The sequence below is a fragment of the Pseudomonas cichorii genome, from assembly GCF_019719005.1.
Taxonomy (GTDB): Bacteria; Pseudomonadota; Gammaproteobacteria; order Pseudomonadales; family Pseudomonadaceae; genus Aquipseudomonas; species Aquipseudomonas cichorii_E.
In genome coordinates this window covers 42,333-59,697 of the sequence record NZ_JAIGPJ010000016.1, presented here as the reverse complement: position 1 = coordinate 59,697, position 17,365 = coordinate 42,333, and the positions used below count along the sequence as shown (strand labels likewise).

The following is a 17,365-nucleotide window of genomic DNA, read 5'->3' as shown; positions in this document are numbered from 1 at the left end:
AACGCCCGATGCACCGCATCGGGCGTTTTGTATTTCAAGGCCAGATGAGGCCGCTCTTCGTTATAGATCAGCACTGACTCATCCACCATTTTCACTGCATCAGCCAGATCTTTAGGCCGATGGAGTAAAAACTCGGTTTTCAAAATCCCGTTTACTCGTTCGGCCATAGCGTTCTGATAGCAGTCATAACCATCGGTCATAGAGCACCTGACCCCGTGTTTCGCATGCAACCGCTGATACAGGTCGGAGCAGTACTGGACGCCACGATCTGAGTGGTGAATCAACAGTTGTTCGGTCTCTCGCTTACTAACCGCTTTTTCCAGCGCCTTAATCACCGATTCCGTATGCAAGCTTTCATGCACGTGATGGCCAACGATCTTGCGTGAGTAAGCATCGGTTACAAGGCTTACGTAGGCCACACTTTCCTGCGTTGGCAGATAGGTTATGTCTGCAACCCAGACCTGTTCGCGCCCGTTGGCTACAACTTGTTCCGGGCCTGCTTTAAGTAGGTTGGGATGGCGGCGAAAGCGATGATGGCTATGAGTGGTCTTGTGATAAGCCCGTTTGCGCGGAACCAGCTCGCGCGCGTCACGCAAGATGGCAAACAGACGATCTCGACCCACACACAGCACCGCAGGTGCTTCGGCGCTCATCAAGTAATGCAGCTTGCGTGTACCCAGCCTTGGCTGACGACGCCGCTTCTCCAGAACGAAATCCACCACTTCTTGATCTTGGATGGCCCGCGCGTCAAAAACGCGATTACGCTTGTAGTACGCCTGACGCGAAATACCCATGAACAGGCAAGCCCTACTAATACTCAGGTCTTGGATTTGCCCTTGCGAGAGGACTTGCCGGGTCGCTTTTTTACGATAGAAACGCCGTAGTCATTTTTTAGAACGTTAACGACGGCTTCGAAAAATTGAGCCTTCTGGTTGCTCAGCGCCAGCTGTTCTTCAAGCTCTTTGATCCGCTGCTCGGGTGTCAGCGGGAGGGTTGGCTCGGTCATGGACCTGCTCCTCGGCTCTCGAATTGATGCGCCTTGGCTCCAATCCTGCCGACCGTGCTTGCGTAACCACACCAATACTGTCGACCGACCTTGGATGCCATAGCGCCGTTGGGCTTCTTTATAACCCAACTCGCCTTTTTCAACCTGGTCTACGACCGATAATTTAAAGGCTAACGTGTAGTCGCGCTGGCTGCGCCTTTTGCCCGAATCCATTGAGTCCCCCTGAAGAAAAGTCAGAAGGTGTAAACCTTATTCAGGACGGGACAGGCCCAACAAAAAAGCCCGCAGCGATGCGGGCTTTTTTGTTATCCGCGTAGGAGCGAATTCATTCGCGAAATGCATCGCGAATGAATTCGCTCCTACGCCTTGTGCGTCTCATGCATGCGCGCCAGCTGGCGCTCCAGCATGGACGGATAAGGTTCCATCAGGCGCTCTACGCAGCAGGCGCCTTCCGGGCTTGCGATCGGGCGGATGCGGGCGCGTTGGCGGATCAGGGTGTCGTCGTTGATCTTGCGCTCTACCAGCAGCAGGTTACGGCTGTGCTGAGAGAGTGCCAGTGCGTCCTGAGCGGTTTCGGTCAGCAGCAGATCGATCTGGCTCAGGCCGGACAGGCCTTCACCCAGCGTCAGGCCCAACTGCAATTGCAGGGTGATGCCGCTGTCGGCGACTTCGATCTGCAAGGCGTGGCTCAATGCACGCAGCAGTTCGCCACAGCAGATCGCATTGGTCAGGTAGTCCTCACCGCTTTCCTGGCTGTGGAACAGCATCAGTGTGCTGCCGTCATTCAGGGTGTGCAGTTCGCTGTCATACAGCGAGGCCGCCTGATCGAGGCAGTCGCGATAGCGTTGCAGCAGGTCGGTCAGGCGTGCGCGTGGCAGGCGGCGCAGTTGATCCTGGGCGCCCAGTTGCACGGCCAGTACGGCGCTGTGCTGTGGCTCGCCTGGAGTGGACAGTCCAGCAGCAGGGCGAATGGCCGGTGTGTTGCTGGAGTTGTCGCGAAGATCGGCAAACGGATCTTCTTCGTCCTCTTCATCTTCTTGCGCCACGAAGCGATGTTGCGCGGGAGGCGCGATCACGCGAGGCTTGGGCGTTTCATCGAAGCTTGTGTCTCGTGCCGAAAATGAAGGCGCTGGCTTCTCGTCTTCAGGCTCCAGGTACGCATCGTCCTCTTCGCTGTACTCGGGTTCCGGCGGCGTTTGCGGCTCTGGAACCGGTGGTGCGAAGGAGGCGCGTAGTTGCCGCGCCAGATCGCCGATTTCATCCTGGCGGTCGGTGGCGGGGGTGTAAGGATCGATATCACGCAGCCAGATCCGCAGTTGCAGCAGTGGCGTGGAGATATGGCGGCCCAGGCGCAGGCTCAAGGTCAACGCCAGTGCGAGCAGGATGCCCGCCAGAATGCCCATGCTTTGCAGGCTGATGGTCATGGGCTGCTGGAATTGCGTCATGTCCAGGCTGATGCGCAGGTGTCCGGCCATGACATCCTGGAAAGTGATCTTTATTTCATAAAGACCCTGGGCTTCACCCAGCAGGCTGTTTTTCGGACGCTGTCCGGCCTCCGCAAGGATGCGGTTGTCGACGCTATAGATAGCCGCGTGGGCCACCAACGGGTTCTTGACCAGATTGCCCAGCAGCACGTTGAGGCTGAGGATGTCGTTGGACACCAGCAGCTCGGTGGCCGAGGTTGCAGTCTGTGTGGTCAGGGCCTGCCCCAGTGCGTCAGCCTGTTCGTGCATGGCCTGCTTGAATTGCAGGCCCATGACGCCGGCGTAGATCACCAACGCCAAGGCGACCAGGATCACGTTATGGCTGGCAATACGCAAAGCTATCGGTACACGGCGGTGGCGCAATGCACGAAAGATAAGCAGGAAGAAATTATCGGTTTTAACGGGCGTGGGCCGGTTCACAGAGCACGGCTCTTTCGGTGAAGTTGCGCGCAGTATAACGACCGTCCCAGTAGCGGCAAAGCGCTGGCTGTGCCCGACGGTCACAGAAAGTGGTTAGAATGCGGTTTTTTTCCACTGCTGGGGTGTGCCTTGCGCGAAATCGTCCTGATTAACATCACTGGTGTCGACCGTCCGGGTCTCACTGCGGCCATCACCGGCGTTCTTGCCCAGGGTGGCGTGAACATCCTCGATATTGGTCAGGCGGTGATCCATGACACCTTGTCGTTCGGCATCCTGGTTGAAATCCCGGATACCGAACAGGGTTCTTCCGTCCTCAAGGACATCCTGTTCACGGCCTACAAGCTTGATCAGCAGGTGCGTTTCACAGCGGTGTCCGAAGCGGATTACCAGCAATGGGTCGACGGACAAGGCAAGGCACGGCATATCGTGACCCTGCTGACCCGCAAGGTCACGGCCGAGCAATTGCAGTGTGTCAGCTCCATCACCGCAAAATACGGCCTGAATATCGACCATATAGATCGTCTGTCCGGGCGCATGCCCCTCGACACGCCAGCCGACAAGGGCAAGGGCTGCATCGAGTTTTCCGTGCGCGGCGAGCCTGCTGACCCGAAAGCCATGCAGGCCGAATTCCTCAGCGTGGCTCAGGACCTGAACGTCGATATCGCGTTCCAGCAGGATTCGCTGTTCCGCCGCAACCGTCGCCTGGCCGTGTTCGACATGGACTCGACCCTGATCGAAGCCGAAGTCATCGATGAGCTGGCCAAGGCGGCCGGCGTCGGTGAGCAGGTGTCGGAAATCACCGAGCGCGCCATGCGCGGCGAACTGGATTTCCGCGCCAGCTTCAAGGAGCGTCTGTCGCTGCTCAAGGGGCTGGATGTGAAGGTGCTGGATGAAATCGGTGCTTCCCTGCGCCTGACCGAAGGTGCTGAAACCCTGTTTGCCGAACTCAAGCGCCTGGGCTACAAGACCGCCATTCTCTCCGGCGGCTTTACTTACTTTGCCAAGCAGTTGCAGGCGAAGCTGGGCATCGACTATGTGTTCGCCAACGAGCTGGAAGTGGTCGACGGCAAAGTGACCGGTGTGGCAGTCGAGCCGATTGTCGATGCGCAACGCAAGGCCGATCTGCTGCGCGAGCTGGCGAACAAGGAAGGTTTGAGTCTGGAGCAGACTATCGCGGTGGGCGACGGCGCCAATGACTTGCCGATGCTGGCGATTGCCGGTCTTGGGGTCGCGTTCCGCGCCAAGCCACTGGTGAAGCAGTCTGCAAAACAGGCGATTTCGACACTGGGTCTGGACGGAGTTCTGTACCTGCTGGGCTTCCGGGACCGCGAGGGTCGCGGCTGACACGCCCGGTCTGTGTAGCTGTCGCAATCTTCTGAAGGCTTGCGGCTGCTACAGCGAACTCCACAACGAATCGAATTCCTGCCCCGGCTTCGGCTTTTCACTTTCCGTGGCCTTGGGCGCATCGTAGATCTTGTACTCGAACTGGTTGTAGCTGGCGCTGCTGATGTGCCGGTTGCTCAGCGCTGCCCGGCGTTCTTCGCCATTGACGTTGATCATGACCTGGCTGTTTTCCTGAAAGGGCAGGCGCGGGGCGAGTACGGTCGGTGGCTTGCCCATGGCGCGGACCTCCGGAAGCATCAGGGTGCGCAGGTACTGGCTGTTTTGTCCTTCACGTATCAATTGCATGCCGCAGGGCTGCGCGAATGGGGCAATCAGTTCGATGCCCATCTGGGTGCCGCCGCTGCGTACCTGTCTGACCCAGCGCACGATGGCGATGCTCCAGCCCTGACCGGCGTCATCCTGAATACCCACCAGTTCACCGGCCTGTAATTGTGGCGGGACCTCTTTGGGCCACGCCAGACAATAGCCGCCGGGGCTGTGGTTGACGATATTCAGTTCGAAGGTCGCAAAGATGTTCTGGGCGTTGGAAGCCGACTCGTTGTCGCCATCGGCGGACTGGTATTCGATTTCCTCGAAAGGCAGCAAGACCGACGAGGTGTTGCCGCGATGGGTATCGAAGGCGTTGGACCAAGGGTCGTCGGTATTGTCGTTGACCACTTTGAGGCTGAAATCTGCCACGCTGCTCGCGGCCGGCAGCAGTAACTGTTCGGTGAAGGACTTTTGGCCGCCGACGTAATAGTGCAGGGCGCTCATGCCGATGCACAGTTTGAGCGTGCCCTGTCCTGCGGTGCGCTGAAAGGTTCGTTCGGCCACATCGCCCCAGGCTGCTGCCAGATGTTGCAGCAGGTCGGTGGTGGTACGAGGCGGGACCAGTAATCTGGACTGCGAGCGCTGATCGGCGGGCAGTTCCAGGTATTTATTGAGGGCGTCGGCCAGTGCCAGGGAGTTGATCCCCAGCAGCTTGGGCAACTGCTCGTCGGTAAACAGCGTGCGATAAAGCGGCGGTTTGTCGGACGTGGGGTCCAGGGCAAACAGGCTGTTTTCATTGGCTGGCGATTGCAGTGTGACCAGCGCACTCCAGGCTTCCAGAGCTTCGGCCATCTTGCCGATATTCAACTGGCGCATCTGATTGCTGCGTGAGCAACCCATCAGCAGCGCGATGGCATAGGTCTGCTCTACGCTCAGGGTGCGAGTATGGGTGCCCAGCGGCTCATTCACCGGCGTGCTGTGCAACTGGTACTGGCGGGCAATCTGATAGATGTTGTGCAGCTCAAGCCAGAGGCCGTCCTGCACTGGGCAATACAATTGACTGGCGCGGATCAAGGGGCCGTTGAGTGCGTGCATGGCGCGTTGCAAGGCGGTGGTGAGCAGAGCGCCCTGTTCCTTGCTGTAGCGCGTCGCCACATTCTGGATGATCTGTTTGTAGCCGGTTGCCAGGTGGTTTTGCAGCGCCTGGCAAAGATTGGCGACCTTGCGCGGACGCTCATCCAGCACGATGGCCTGATTGAGGAAGTGCCGCTCCAGGTGGCTGCAAACGAAATAGACTTCAGGGCGCAGCAGCTCCAGCAGTTGGAGACGGTTCTCGCTGGGAGTCATCAGCTGGTTGAGTTCGGACAGCCCTTGATAGAGCTGGCGGGCCATTTCGCCGATGTTTGCTTTGGGCAGGCTGGAGATCCAGCGTTTCAGGTCGCGGGGATTGGGTTCACAGAATGACAGGCTCGACTGTGTTGGCGTGGGGGCACGCAACAACAGAGGTAAGCTCAAATTACTCATGTGACAGGCAGACTCCAGCTACTTCAAAGGCCAGAACGGTGGCTTTGATTGACGAATTTCACGCATTTTTGCAGTGAATTTATCGTGCATGCGTCAATTAAAGTGCGCTGCTTCCTACAGCACCGATAAGGCGACTTTAACAGCATCGACACGTTCTCGCAGCTTTTATGGCCTCATGCCAGTACCTGTCTGCTTCCCTTGGAGCACTGGCTTGAGCACAGGTTCCTGAGAACCTGTGCATTTCAAGTCAGGAGATGTTTCAGGCCTGGGCAGGTGCTGCCATGGCTTGCCCCATCTGGACCTTGGAGCCTGCGGTCAGCTCCTCGGCCCATTTAACCTGATCCGGGCCAAACAGCACGATAGCGGTGGAACCCAGCTTGAAGCGGCCCATTTCCGCGCCTTTCTCCAGGTGGATTGGTGCGCGTGCGGCTTCGTCATAGCTCACGGTTTTCAGTTCGCGCTTGGGCGGCGTGACCAGCCCGGCCCAGACGGTTTCCACCGAAGCGACGATCATGGCACCGACCAGTACTACGGCCATCGGGCCGCGCTCGGTGTCGAACAGGCAGACCACGCGCTCATTGCGGGCGAACAGCTCTGGAACGTTTTCGGCGGTGGTCTGGTTGACCGAAAAGAGACGGCCTGGCACGTAAACCATTTCGCGCAAGGTCCCGGCAAGAGGCATGTGGACGCGGTGGTAGTCCTTTGGTGACAGGTAGACAGTCGCAAACTGGCCGCCCATGAACGGAGCCGAGAGTTTTGGATCGCCGCCCAGCAGCTCGAGTGCGCTGAAGCTGTGGCCCTTGGCCTGGAAGATACGGCCGTGCTCGATAGGACCCAACTGGCTGATGGCGCCGTCAGCCGGGCACAGGATGGCGCCGGGAGTGGTGTCCAGTGGGCGTGCGTCCGGTTTCAGGGCGCGGGTGAAGAAGTCGTTGAAGTGCTCGTAGGCAGTGAGGTCTTCGACCTGGGCCTGAGACATGTCCACCTGATAGCGGCGTGCGAACCAGGCGGTGAAGGCATTCTTGAACCAGCGCACGCGGCATTCGGCAACGCAGCCTGCCAGACGGGATAGAAGATGGTGTGGCAGCAGGTGCTGACTAAGGATGAACAGACGCTCTTTCATTTATATTCCTAAAGCTTGAGGGAGGAGCCGACTCGTTTGGAGCTGATGTCACTTCTCGATCTGGGTGTCCGGGTGATTGCCCCATTCCCCCCATGACCCGGCGTAAGCCTTGACCCGTGGATAGCCGAGAGCCTTGGCCACCAGATAAGTAAAGCCGGAGCGGTGGTGGGTCTGGCAGTGGGTGATCACTTCCTTGTCGGGAGTGATGCCCAGGTTTTCCAGGATCTGTGGCATGTCCTGGCGAATACGCAGGTTGCGGGCTTTATCCATGCCGGCAGTCCACTCGAAGTTGACTGCGCCAGGGATATGGCCGCCTCGGGCCGCCACGACTTTTTCCCCCGAATACTCGGTCGGGCCGCGGGCATCCCAGATCGCCAGGTCGGCAGCGCCGAGACGGGACTGGACATATTCGCGGGTCGCGGTGGGCTCGCCATGCAGGGTGAGGGCCACGGGAGTGGTCGCAGCAGCCGGAACATCGGTGGTCAGCGGCAAGGATTGCGCTTCCCATGCCAGCACGCCGCCATCCAGATAGTGGTAGCCCGTGTGGCCGATGACATCCAGCAGCCAGATGAAGCGTCCGGCCCAGCCGCCGCCTTCGTCGTCATAGACCACATAGACGGCATCCGGGTTGTGGCCGAGTTCGCTGAACAGTTTTTCCAGATCCCCATGGGCAGGCAGCAGGCCGGGCGCGGGAGGCTGGCCCAGTTGCGTGCGTTTCGGATCGACGAAGCGGGCGCCGCGGATATGACCAGCCTCGTAACGGGCGCTGCTGGTCAGATCGACGAGGATCAGTTGCGGGGCGTCAAGGCGCTCAAGCAGATCTTGTGGCTCGATGACCAACGGCAAACCAGTGAAGACGGACATTTGCAGCCTCCGATAAAGGGAAAGTGCGAATTGTACGCCAGGCCTCAGGCTTTGCGTTGGCTAAAGATAGCCAGTGATCGCTCAATACATTGCGCGGTTTTTCCGAATGCCTGAACGGATATTTCCGACAATGGACCTCCACCCTGATCCGCGACCACCAGCAGCAGGACCCTGCCGTTATTGCCCAGTGAGCGGATCAGCCAGTGCTCGCCCTTGAAGATGCCTTTCAGGGCAGCAGGCAGCAGCGCCGCAAATTGTGCGTGGTTGGTGGGGGTGATGCGCAGTTGGGTTGGTTGGGTCAGCAGGCGCTGCAGGACCGTACTTTCCTTTATAGAGAATTGGAGCCCCGAAACTTCTGGTGGCAGCCCGCCGGCCAGATGCACGCGCACTACGCTGGCCGTCTTGTCCGCCATCAGCAGCATGACCCGTTCCATACCGCAGGCCATCAAAGCGTCGCGAGCGGTCGTGGTCAGGTGCATGGAATTGATGAACGGCGTGGGTTCGACCAGCAATTCGGCGCACTGCTTGCGCCACTGTTGCAGGGCGTCGGCGGAGGGCGGGGGAGCGACATCGTTGTCGCGTCTGATGCGTCGGGCGTCCCAGGGCCAGATCAGGGATTCGGCCGGATGCCACAAATCTGTTTCGGCATGGATGCGAGCGCTGCTGGCGGCGTTCTGGTGAGCCTGTTGCTGGACTTCCGCCAGTGTCTGTTGCAGATAAAGGCTGGCGAGCCGCTCCCAGCGCAGGCAATGCGGGCTGTTCCAGGCTTGTTGGGCCGACAGCGCCAGGCCATTGCCCAGCAGCACGGTATTGGCTGGCTGATTCAGCCAGCGACGCAGGTTCGGGTCGGCATCCATGAGTTGCTGCTGGCGCAACGGGTCTTGATCCTCCCGGGCGATGTGCAGGGCCTTGACCAGTTCGCGTCGCTCGTTGATCAGCACTTTATAGCCGCGGGTGACCCAGACCGGCAGACGCCAGAACTCGGCCAGCGCCAGGCACAGCTCCAGCAGGCAGACGCCGAACAGCTCTTTCTCGACCACGCTGCTGGACTCGCCCTTGTGAATGACCCGCACTTCCCAGTCCTCCAGAAGCTTGGGATGCGCGAGTGCCATGGGCCACAGCGGCGACAGAAACAACAGGCTGCCCAGATGGATGTCCTGCCACAGGCGGGCGAGGCGACTGGCGAACAGCCCATTGGCCTGTTGCGTGGCATGCTGGCTGATAAGGATCAACTGGCGGAAAGCGGCCGGTATGTCCTTGGGGTCTTTGGCAGGCAGGCGACCGAGCAGTATTTCGGTGCGGGCCAGCCCCAGTCGGTTGATTGCAATCTCCAGGCTTTCCGCCGGTTCCACCATGCCATGGCTTTTATGGTTGGCTTCACGCAGCACGCTCAATACCAGCTCCGGGCTTTCCTGCATCATGTCGGCGATGTCGCGCAGCGAGCGGCGGCTGTCTTTCAGCGCGTCGCGAACATGATTGTGGTTCACCGAGGGGATAGGCAAGTCCACGGCGTCCAGATGCTTGATCCAGGCATCGAGTGTCTTGGGTATCGAGTGCTTCACAGAGCTTGCGGTCGACATTGGAAGGCCTTTACAGCTGATTTTTTTATGCAGCGCAGGCTGCGATTCTTCAGGGCTGGACAGCTGTTTTCAAGCCTTTGTTCTAGTGGCGAACTGGTTTTTCACAATAACTGACTATAGTCTGGACCAAGGAGGCCGATACGTAGAACAAGAGTTTCCGCACTTGCCCCTGAACCCGACTCGATAAGTATTTTCTACCTATGGCTAAAATTATCGGCATCATTGTCGTTTTCGCGAGCGTGCTCGGCGGATACGTTCTATCCCACGGCCAGGTCGCAGCGCTGTTTCAGCCCTATGAAGTGCTGATTATCGGTGGTGCAGCCCTGGGTGCATTCCTCCAGGCCAACCCTGGCTATATGACCATGCACGTCTTCAAGAAGTCCTTGCAGATGTTCGGTACGCGTTTTACTCACGCCTACTATCTGGAAGTGCTTGGTCTGGTCTACGAGATCCTTAACAAGAGCCGCCGCGAAGGCATGATGGCGATTGAAGGGGATATCGAGGAACCGGCTTCCAGCCCGATCTTTGCCAAGTACCCTGGCGTGCTCAAGGATGCACGCATGACGGCCTATATCTGCGATTACCTGCGGATCATGTCGTCGGGCAACATGGCGCCCCATGAGCTTGAAGGCCTGTTCGACATGGAACTGTTGAGCATGAAGGAAGAGCTTGAGCATCCTTCTCACGCCGTTACCGGTATCGCCGACGGTATGCCCGGTTTCGGTATCGTGGCAGCGGTACTGGGTATCGTGATCACCATGGCTTCCCTGGGTTCTGGCGACAAGGCCGCTATCGGTATGCACGTAGGTGCGGCTCTGGTAGGTACCTTCTTCGGTATTCTGGCGGCCTACGGCTTCTTCGGCCCGCTGGCCACTTCCCTGGCTCACGACGCCAAGGAAGAGATGAACGTCTACGAATGCATCAAGGCTTCCCTGGTGGCTTCGGCTTCCGGCATGCCACCTTCACTGGCCGTGGAGTTCGGTCGCAAGGTTCTGTATCCAGCGCATCGGCCCAGCTTCAGCGAGCTGGAACAAGCGGTTCGCGGTCGTTAAGTCATGGAAAATAATCAGCCGATAATCATCAAGCGCGTAAAGCGCTTTGGTGGCGGACACCACGGTGGCGCCTGGAAGATTGCCTTCGCTGACTTTGCGACAGCGATGATGGCGTTCTTCCTGGTGCTGTGGCTGTTGTCTGCTGCCACACCCGAGCAGTTGATCGCGGTCGCAGGTTACTTCAAGGACCCGGTCGGCTTCACTGACAGTGGCTCGCCTTATGTGATCGACCTGGGCGGCTCGCCCGAGATGTCGCCTAACCAGACCCTCAACCCCGAGGTCAAGACCACGCCGTCCCCGGATACCGTGCCTATCGAGTCTGACACCTCTGAATCCAAGGCTGAGCAGGTTGAGCAGGAGCGTCTTGAGATGCTGTTGCAGGAACTGCAGAACAAGGTTGAAGAGAACCCGCAACTGCTGAAGTTCAAGGATCAGATCCTGTTCGAGATTACTCAGGATGGCCTGCGGATCCAGATCATGGACGCTGATAACCGGCCCATGTTCGACTCCGGCAGCGCCCGTCTGAAACCGTACTTCGAGGACATTCTGCTGGCCATGGCCGACACCATTCGCACGGTGCCGAACAAGACCAGCATCAGCGGCCACACCGACGCCAAGCCTTATGTGGGCAGTGGTGAGTTCGGTAACTGGGAACTGTCGGCAAACCGCGCCAACGCTGCACGTCGTGCGCTGGTTGCAGGCGGTTACCCTGATTCGCAGGTCGCCCGGGTGGTCGGGTATGCTTCTTCGTCGCTGTATGACCGTGAGCATCCTTTCAATCCGGTGAACCGTCGTATCGATATCGTCGTGTTGACCAAAAAGGCCCAGCAGCGTATCGAAGGCGATCAGGGTGGCGGTGGTGCGCCGCAGACCCCGCCTGCCCCGGCAGCGCCAGGTGCTCCGGGAGCGTCCAGTACGGTACCGGTCGATCCGCAGGCCTATGCCCAGCCTCACGAGATTCGGCAAAAGCTGAATATCTTCGAGGAAGGCCAGTTGCGGGCTGAACCCGCCAAAAACTGAGTGATGACAACCGATACAAAAACGCCGCGATCATCGCGGCGTTTTTGTGTGCGTATCAGTAACTGTCTTGCGGCAGACTGGCGATGATCGAGCGATAACTGTTCATGCGCTGCTGCTGAACCCGGCCATCTTCCAGAGCCTTGAGCAAGGCACAGCCCGGTTCACGGTCATGCTTGCAGTCGCGGAAACGGCAGGTGCCGATCAGGTCGTTGAACTCGATGAAACCGGCTTCTACATCGGCACGGCTGACATGGCCCAGGCCGAACTCGCGAATACCCGGCGAGTCGATCAGGTCGCCGCCGCGGGGGAAGTGGAACAGGCGTGCGGTGGTCGTGGTGTGCGTACCCTGGCCGGACAGCTCCGACAGCGGGCCGACACGTGTCTCGACTTCCGGCAGCAGGCTGTTGACCAGCGAAGACTTGCCCACGCCCGACTGGCCCACGAATACGCTGATATGGCCATCGAGGCGGTTCTGCAACTGTTGCATGCCATCGCCATGATGTGCCGACACTTCCATGACCGGATAACCCAGTGTGCGGTACACCGCCAGCAGGGCGTTGAGCGCCGGAGCGTTCTGCTCGTCGATCAGATCGGCTTTGTTGAGCAGCAGCAACGGGTGAATGCCGGCGTGTTCGGCGGCAACCAGATAGCGGTCGATCAGGTTGGCGTGAGGCTCGGGCATCGGCGCGAAGACAATCACGATCAGGTCGACGTTGGCTGCTACCGGCTTGAGCTGGCCGCGGGTGTCCGGGCGGCAGAGTTCGGTGGTGCGGGGCAGTTGTGCAACGATAACGCCAATGCCCTGGTTGCCGGCACGCCAGACCACCTGGTCGCCGGTAACCAGCGCGGGCAGGTTGGCGCGCAAGTGGCAGCGGAAGACCTGGCCACGCTGTTCGCCGTCCTGGGCTTCGACTTCAACCTGCACACCGAAGTGAGCGATCACAAGCCCGGTCTGCTCGGGGCCCAGGTCGCCGCCCTCCAGGGTTTCCAGAGCCTGCGTCTCGCGTTTTGCAGCGCGGGCAGCGCGCTCGCCCTGGATCTTTTCGATGCGCCAGTTCTGGCGGCGATTGAGTTGGCGTTTGGCCATGGGTGTTCCGAGTCGATAAAGCGAATGATTGGGTCGTACATTGAATCCGGCGGAGTCTAGCACGCCGGGGTGAGCTAAACTGCGAAGCCTAGCCAAGGAGTCGTCACATGCAGAACAAGCAAAACCTGATCTGGATCGATCTGGAAATGACCGGCCTGGACCCGGACACCGATGTCATCATCGAAATGGCCACGATCATCACCGACAGTGAGCTCAACACCCTGGCCGAAGGGCCGGTGATCGCCATCCACCAGAGCGACGAAACGCTGGCCAGGATGGACGAGTGGAATACCCGTCAACATGGCGGCTCGGGCCTGACCCAGCGGGTTCGCGAAAGCACCATCAGCATGGCTGAAGCCGAGGCGCAGACCCTGGACTTCATCAAGCAGTGGGTACCGGAGCGCAGCTCGCCGATCTGTGGCAACAGCATCTGCCAGGATCGCCGCTTCCTGTATCGACACATGTCGGCACTGGAAAGCTACTTCCATTACCGCAACCTTGACGTTTCGACGCTCAAGGAGCTGGCTGCCCGCTGGTCGCCGGAGTTGCGCTTCAAGAAAGGCAACACCCATCTGGCGCTGGACGACATTCGGGAGTCGATTGCCGAGCTGCGTTTCTATCGCGAGCATTTCATCAAGTAATGGGTTGCTGCCTGAGTGTGGCGAATAAACCTCGCCGCACTCTTTCAGTGCGTTGATCCGCTGGTTAGACTGCGCGCCTTTGTCGCAGGTGTAGTCGCCATGTTGCTGATGCTTTATCTGATTGCCATCACTGCTGAAGCCATGACCGGTGCCCTGTCTGCCGGGCGTCGCGGCATGGACTGGTTCGGTGTGGTGCTGATCGCGTGTGTCACTGCGCTTGGCGGCGGTTCGGTGCGCGATGTGCTGATCGGCCATTACCCGCTGACCTGGGTCAAACACCCGGAATACCTGGTCCTGACCAGCGTGGCTGCACTGGTGACCATCTTCATCGCCCCCTTGATGCGCCACCTGCGCTCGCTGTTCCTGGTCCTCGATGCTCTGGGGTTGGTGGCTTTCACCCTCATTGGCTGCATGACCGCACTCGAAGCCGGGCACGGCATGCTGATCGCCTCGGTATGCGGTGTCATCACCGGAGTGTTCGGCGGCATCCTGCGGGATATCTTCTGCAACGACATCCCCTTGATCTTCCGCCGAGAACTCTATGCCAGCGTGTCCTTCCTCGCCGCATGGTGCTTTTTGCTGTGCCAATACCTGGAGCTGCCCACCGAGCAGAGCATCCTGATCACCCTGTTCGGCGGCCTCCTGCTGCGCCTGCTGGCGATCCGCTTCAAATGGGAAATGCCGAAGTTCATCTATAAGGATCAGTAGCTGTGAGCTGCAAGTTTTAAGCTTCAAGCTTCAAGCTTCAAGCGACAAGCGACAAGCCAGAAGCGTCTCAGCTTGGAGCTTGTAACTTGCCGCTTGAAGCTTTGTGCCTTCCAAGCGCCCATTCCACATGCTCGCGCACCATCTCTGACGGGTAATCGCGGCGTGCTTCCAGGGCCTGGAGGACGGGGATGGTGGAGGGGGCGTTGCCCAGGCCTACTGCCAGATTGCGCAGCCAGCGCTCGTAACCGGCGCGTCGCAGTGGCGAGCCTTCGGTGCTGCTGAGGAATTTTTCTTCATCCCACAGGAAGAGTTCGGCCAGTCCCGCATTGTCCAGGTTGTGGCGTGGTTTGAAGTCGCTCTGATCGGTCGGTCGGGCGAAGCGGTTCCAGGGGCAGACGATCTGACAATCGTCACAGCCGAACACCCGGTTGCCGATCAAGGAGCGCAGTTCTTCGGGGATCGAGGTCTTGAGTTCGATGGTCAGGTAGGAAATACAACGCCGGGCATCCAGCACGTAAGGGTCGACGAAGGCGGCTGTAGGGCAGATGTCCAGACAGGCCGTGCAGCGTCCGCAATGTTCGGTTGCGTGCGGCGCGTCCACCGGCAGCGGCAAATCCACGAACAGTTCGCCAAGAAAGAAAAAGCTGCCCGCCTTGCGGTTGAGCACCAGTGTGTTCTTGCCGATCCAGCCCAGCCCGGCCTGTTCGGCGATGGCTTTTTCCAGTACCGGCGCGCTGTCGACGAAGGCCCTGAAACCGAATGGCCCGATAGCTTGCTGGATACGCTCGGCCAGTTGCTGGAGACGTTTGCGTACCAGTTTGTGGTAATCGCGACCCAGAGCGTAACGCGAGACGTAGGCCTTTTCCGGTTCTGTCAGGCGCTGTGCCATTTCGGTATCGCCTGGCAGATAATCCATGCGTAATGACACGACACGCAACGTGCCCGGTACCAATTCGTCTGGATGGGAACGTTTGCTGCCATGGGCTGCCATATAGTCCATTTCGCCGTGATAACCCGCCTCGAGCCAGCGTTCCAGGTGCTGTTCATGCTCTGCCAGATCGAGCCCTGATATGCCGACCTGTTGAAAGCCCAGCTCACGACCCCACTCCTTGATCGATTGCGCAAGGCGGGTGAGGTCATCGGAAGTTGGAAGTTCAGCAGTAATAGCAGGCATGCGCAGAGAGAAACCGGGTCCAAGGTGCGTATAATTCTGCCAGACATCGGAGCCCGGATACGCATGTTCGACACTAAACCTCATTTACCCGACGCGCTGTACAGCGCCGCTCAGGTGCGGGATCTCGATTCCCGGCTGATCGCAGCGGGTACGCCGGGCCTGGAATTGATGCAGCGCGCCGCTCATGCGACCTGGCGGGCGATACGTCGCAAGTGGTCGCAGGCGGGCGAGTTGAGCGTGCTGGCCGGGCGCGGCAACAACGCCGGGGATGGTTATCTGGTGGCGTCACTGGCCCAGAAGGCCGGTTGGCGGGTGACGGTGTTGGCTGTGGGTGATCCGGCTGCGCTGACGGGCGATGCAGTCGCGGCCCACCGTGAGGCTGTCGCAACGGGTGTCGATATTCAGCCATGGTCCGCTCAGCCATTGTCTGGTGTGGTGCTGGATGCTTTGCTGGGTACGGGCTTGAACGGCGAAGTGCGCGAGCCTTATCTGTCGGCGATCAAGGCAATCAACGCCAGTGGCTTGCCGGTTGTGGCGGTGGATATTCCGTCGGGCCTGAGTGCCGATACCGGACGAGTGCAGGGTGTCGCCGTACGTGCCGAACTGACCGTGACCTTTATCGGCCTGAAGCTTGGGCTGCTGACCGGTGATGCGGCGGATCGGGTCGGTGAGCTGGTCTTTGATGATTTGCAGGCGGATTCGAGTCTGGTTGCGCAGACGCCGGTCAGTGCGAAACGCCTGGATACATTTAACCTGCCAGCGCTGGCGTCACGTCCCAGGGCCGCTCACAAAGGGCTGTATGGGCGGGTTCTGGTGATTGGCGGCGATCATGGTTTTGGCGGTGCGGCCCTGTTGAGTGCCGAAAGCGCATTGCGTAGCGGTGCCGGCATGGTCACTCTGGCGACCCGTAGTGAGCATGTGCCTGCGGCATTGGTACGGATGCCGGAAGTCATGAGCGCGGCGATTCATTCTGCCAATCAGTTGCTGGCCCTGATCGAGCCGGCTGCTGTGCTGGTGGTGGGGCCTGGGTTGGGGCAGGCGAGTTGGGGTCGCAGTCTGTTGTCGGCAGCCGCGGTTGCCCGGCGACCTCAGGTCTGGGATGCCGATGCCTTGAATCAACTGGCCGGTGGCTTTGTGAACATGCCGCCAGGCAGCGTTATCACTCCGCACCCCGGTGAAGCTGCGCGGCTGTTGGGCGTCAGCACTGGTGAAATCCAGGCCGATCGCCCGGCTGCGGCGCGTGCGCTGGCCCGTAAATTCAATACCGTCTGTGTGCTCAAGGGCAGCGGCAGCCTGATTGCTGATCCCGACGGGCGTCTTGCCGTGTGTGATCGCGGTCATCCGGCGATGGCCACGGCTGGTCTGGGCGATGTGCTGGCCGGGTTGATCGGCGCGCTGCTGGCGCAACACATGACGCCATTCGATGCGGCCTGCCTCGGTGTCTGGCTGCATGCCCGCGCCGGAGAGCAGGCGGGTGCTTCAGGTCGCGGGCTGGCGGCCAGCGATACAATTCCAGCCATTCGTCAGTTATTGGAGGAGCTACAACCGTGTCTGAGTTAACGCTGCATTTGACTGGCGAAGAGGCCATGATGGGTTTTGGCTCGCGCCTGGGTCAGGTCACTCAGGGTGTCGGCGTCATTTTTCTCGAAGGTGATCTCGGGGCGGGCAAGACCACGCTTTCCCGTGGCCTGATCCGTGGGCTCGGGCATGTGGGCGCGGTCAAGAGCCCGACGTTTACTCTGGTCGAGCCCTATGAAATCGGTTCGATACGCGCCTTTCACTTTGATCTGTATCGTCTGGTGGATCCCGAGGAGCTGGAGTTCATGGGCGTGCGGGATTACTTCGACGGGGATGTGCTCTGCCTTATCGAATGGCCTCAGCGCGGCACAGGCTTTTTGCCAAAGCCCGACCTGACCATTACCATTAGGCCGCATGAGCAGGGGCGGTCTGTAACATTGAGCCCTCAAGGCTCGCGTGGCGAAACCTGGTGTGCCGCTTTGGCTTTGGAATTCAAATAGATATGGGGTTA

Annotated in this window: 15 protein-coding genes; 7 read left to right on the top strand and 8 right to left on the bottom strand. The window is 59.6% G+C overall.

What is annotated here, in order from left to right:
* A protein-coding gene (locus tag K5D32_RS13885; protein WP_221600641.1) for an IS3 family transposase occupies positions 1–1,219 on the bottom strand; the annotation gives its coding sequence in 2 pieces (ribosomal slippage) (positions 1–868 and positions 868–1,219; 1,220 coding nt annotated over the 2 pieces). This gene is flagged as partial in the annotation.
* Positions 1,220–1,365: 146 nt separating this feature from the next.
* Positions 1,366–2,910 (bottom strand): histidine kinase, encoded by a 1,545-nt coding sequence (locus tag K5D32_RS13880; protein ID WP_221593970.1) that lies wholly within the window; start codon positions 2,908–2,910, stop codon positions 1,366–1,368.
* 129 nt (positions 2,911–3,039) lie between these two features.
* Between K5D32_RS13880 and serB the strand changes: the two genes are divergently transcribed.
* Positions 3,040–4,254 carry a phosphoserine phosphatase SerB gene (gene serB / locus K5D32_RS13875; RefSeq protein WP_221600639.1) on the top strand — a complete coding sequence of 405 codons (1,215 nt, stop codon included), beginning with the start codon at positions 3,040–3,042 and terminating at the stop codon, positions 4,252–4,254.
* 48 nt (positions 4,255–4,302) lie between these two features.
* Here the strand turns inward: serB and K5D32_RS13870 are convergent, their stop codons facing one another.
* From K5D32_RS13870 to K5D32_RS13855, 4 genes are all read right to left on the bottom strand, one after another.
* Complete coding sequence (locus tag K5D32_RS13870) at positions 4,303–6,087, bottom strand: molecular chaperone (protein WP_221593969.1); 1,785 nt, start codon at positions 6,085–6,087, stop codon at positions 4,303–4,305.
* Positions 6,088–6,346: 259 nt separating this feature from the next.
* Complete coding sequence (gene asd / locus K5D32_RS13865) at positions 6,347–7,210, bottom strand: archaetidylserine decarboxylase (protein WP_025258284.1); 864 nt, start codon at positions 7,208–7,210, stop codon at positions 6,347–6,349.
* A gap of 48 nt (positions 7,211–7,258) precedes the next feature.
* Positions 7,259–8,074 carry a rhodanese-like domain-containing protein gene (locus tag K5D32_RS13860; protein ID WP_221600637.1) on the bottom strand — a complete coding sequence of 272 codons (816 nt, stop codon included), beginning with the start codon at positions 8,072–8,074 and terminating at the stop codon, positions 7,259–7,261.
* Between the two features lie 44 nt (positions 8,075–8,118).
* Positions 8,119–9,654: an HDOD domain-containing protein gene (locus K5D32_RS13855; protein ID WP_221600635.1), complete on the bottom strand. Its 1,536-nt coding sequence runs from the start codon at positions 9,652–9,654 to the stop codon at positions 8,119–8,121.
* Between the two features lie 200 nt (positions 9,655–9,854).
* Between K5D32_RS13855 and motA the strand changes: the two genes are divergently transcribed.
* On the top strand, positions 9,855–10,706 hold the full coding sequence (gene motA, locus K5D32_RS13850) for a flagellar motor stator protein MotA (RefSeq protein WP_025258287.1): 852 nt from the start codon (positions 9,855–9,857) through the stop codon (positions 10,704–10,706).
* A gap of 3 nt (positions 10,707–10,709) precedes the next feature.
* Positions 10,710–11,726, top strand: a complete 1,017-nt coding sequence (gene motB, locus K5D32_RS13845; protein WP_221600634.1) for a flagellar motor protein MotB — start codon at positions 10,710–10,712, stop codon at positions 11,724–11,726.
* Between the two features lie 55 nt (positions 11,727–11,781).
* Here the strand turns inward: motB and rsgA are convergent, their stop codons facing one another.
* Complete coding sequence (gene rsgA, locus K5D32_RS13840; protein WP_025258289.1) at positions 11,782–12,813, bottom strand: small ribosomal subunit biogenesis GTPase RsgA; 1,032 nt, start codon at positions 12,811–12,813, stop codon at positions 11,782–11,784.
* A gap of 107 nt (positions 12,814–12,920) precedes the next feature.
* Between rsgA and orn the strand changes: the two genes are divergently transcribed.
* Positions 12,921–13,454: an oligoribonuclease gene (gene orn / locus K5D32_RS13835; RefSeq protein ID WP_221600632.1), complete on the top strand. Its 534-nt coding sequence runs from the start codon at positions 12,921–12,923 to the stop codon at positions 13,452–13,454.
* Between the two features lie 99 nt (positions 13,455–13,553).
* Positions 13,554–14,162, top strand: coding sequence for a trimeric intracellular cation channel family protein (locus tag K5D32_RS13830; RefSeq protein ID WP_221593967.1), 609 nt, complete (start codon positions 13,554–13,556; stop codon positions 14,160–14,162).
* A gap of 67 nt (positions 14,163–14,229) precedes the next feature.
* On the opposite strand, the gene queG is transcribed toward K5D32_RS13830, so the two are convergent.
* Complete coding sequence (gene queG / locus K5D32_RS13825) at positions 14,230–15,336, bottom strand: tRNA epoxyqueuosine(34) reductase QueG (protein ID WP_221600630.1); 1,107 nt, start codon at positions 15,334–15,336, stop codon at positions 14,230–14,232.
* A 63-nt stretch (positions 15,337–15,399) separates the two neighbouring features.
* On the opposite strand from queG, the gene K5D32_RS13820 reads away from it, so the two are divergent.
* Positions 15,400–16,896, top strand: coding sequence for an NAD(P)H-hydrate dehydratase (locus tag K5D32_RS13820; protein ID WP_221600627.1), 1,497 nt, complete (start codon positions 15,400–15,402; stop codon positions 16,894–16,896).
* The gene (gene tsaE, locus K5D32_RS13815; RefSeq protein WP_025262626.1) at positions 16,884–17,354 is read left to right on the top strand and encodes a tRNA (adenosine(37)-N6)-threonylcarbamoyltransferase complex ATPase subunit type 1 TsaE; all 471 of its coding nucleotides are present in this window, start codon (positions 16,884–16,886) and stop codon (positions 17,352–17,354) included. The genes K5D32_RS13820 and tsaE overlap by 13 nt, the downstream gene beginning before the upstream one ends.
* Positions 17,355–17,365 lie beyond the last annotated feature (11 nt).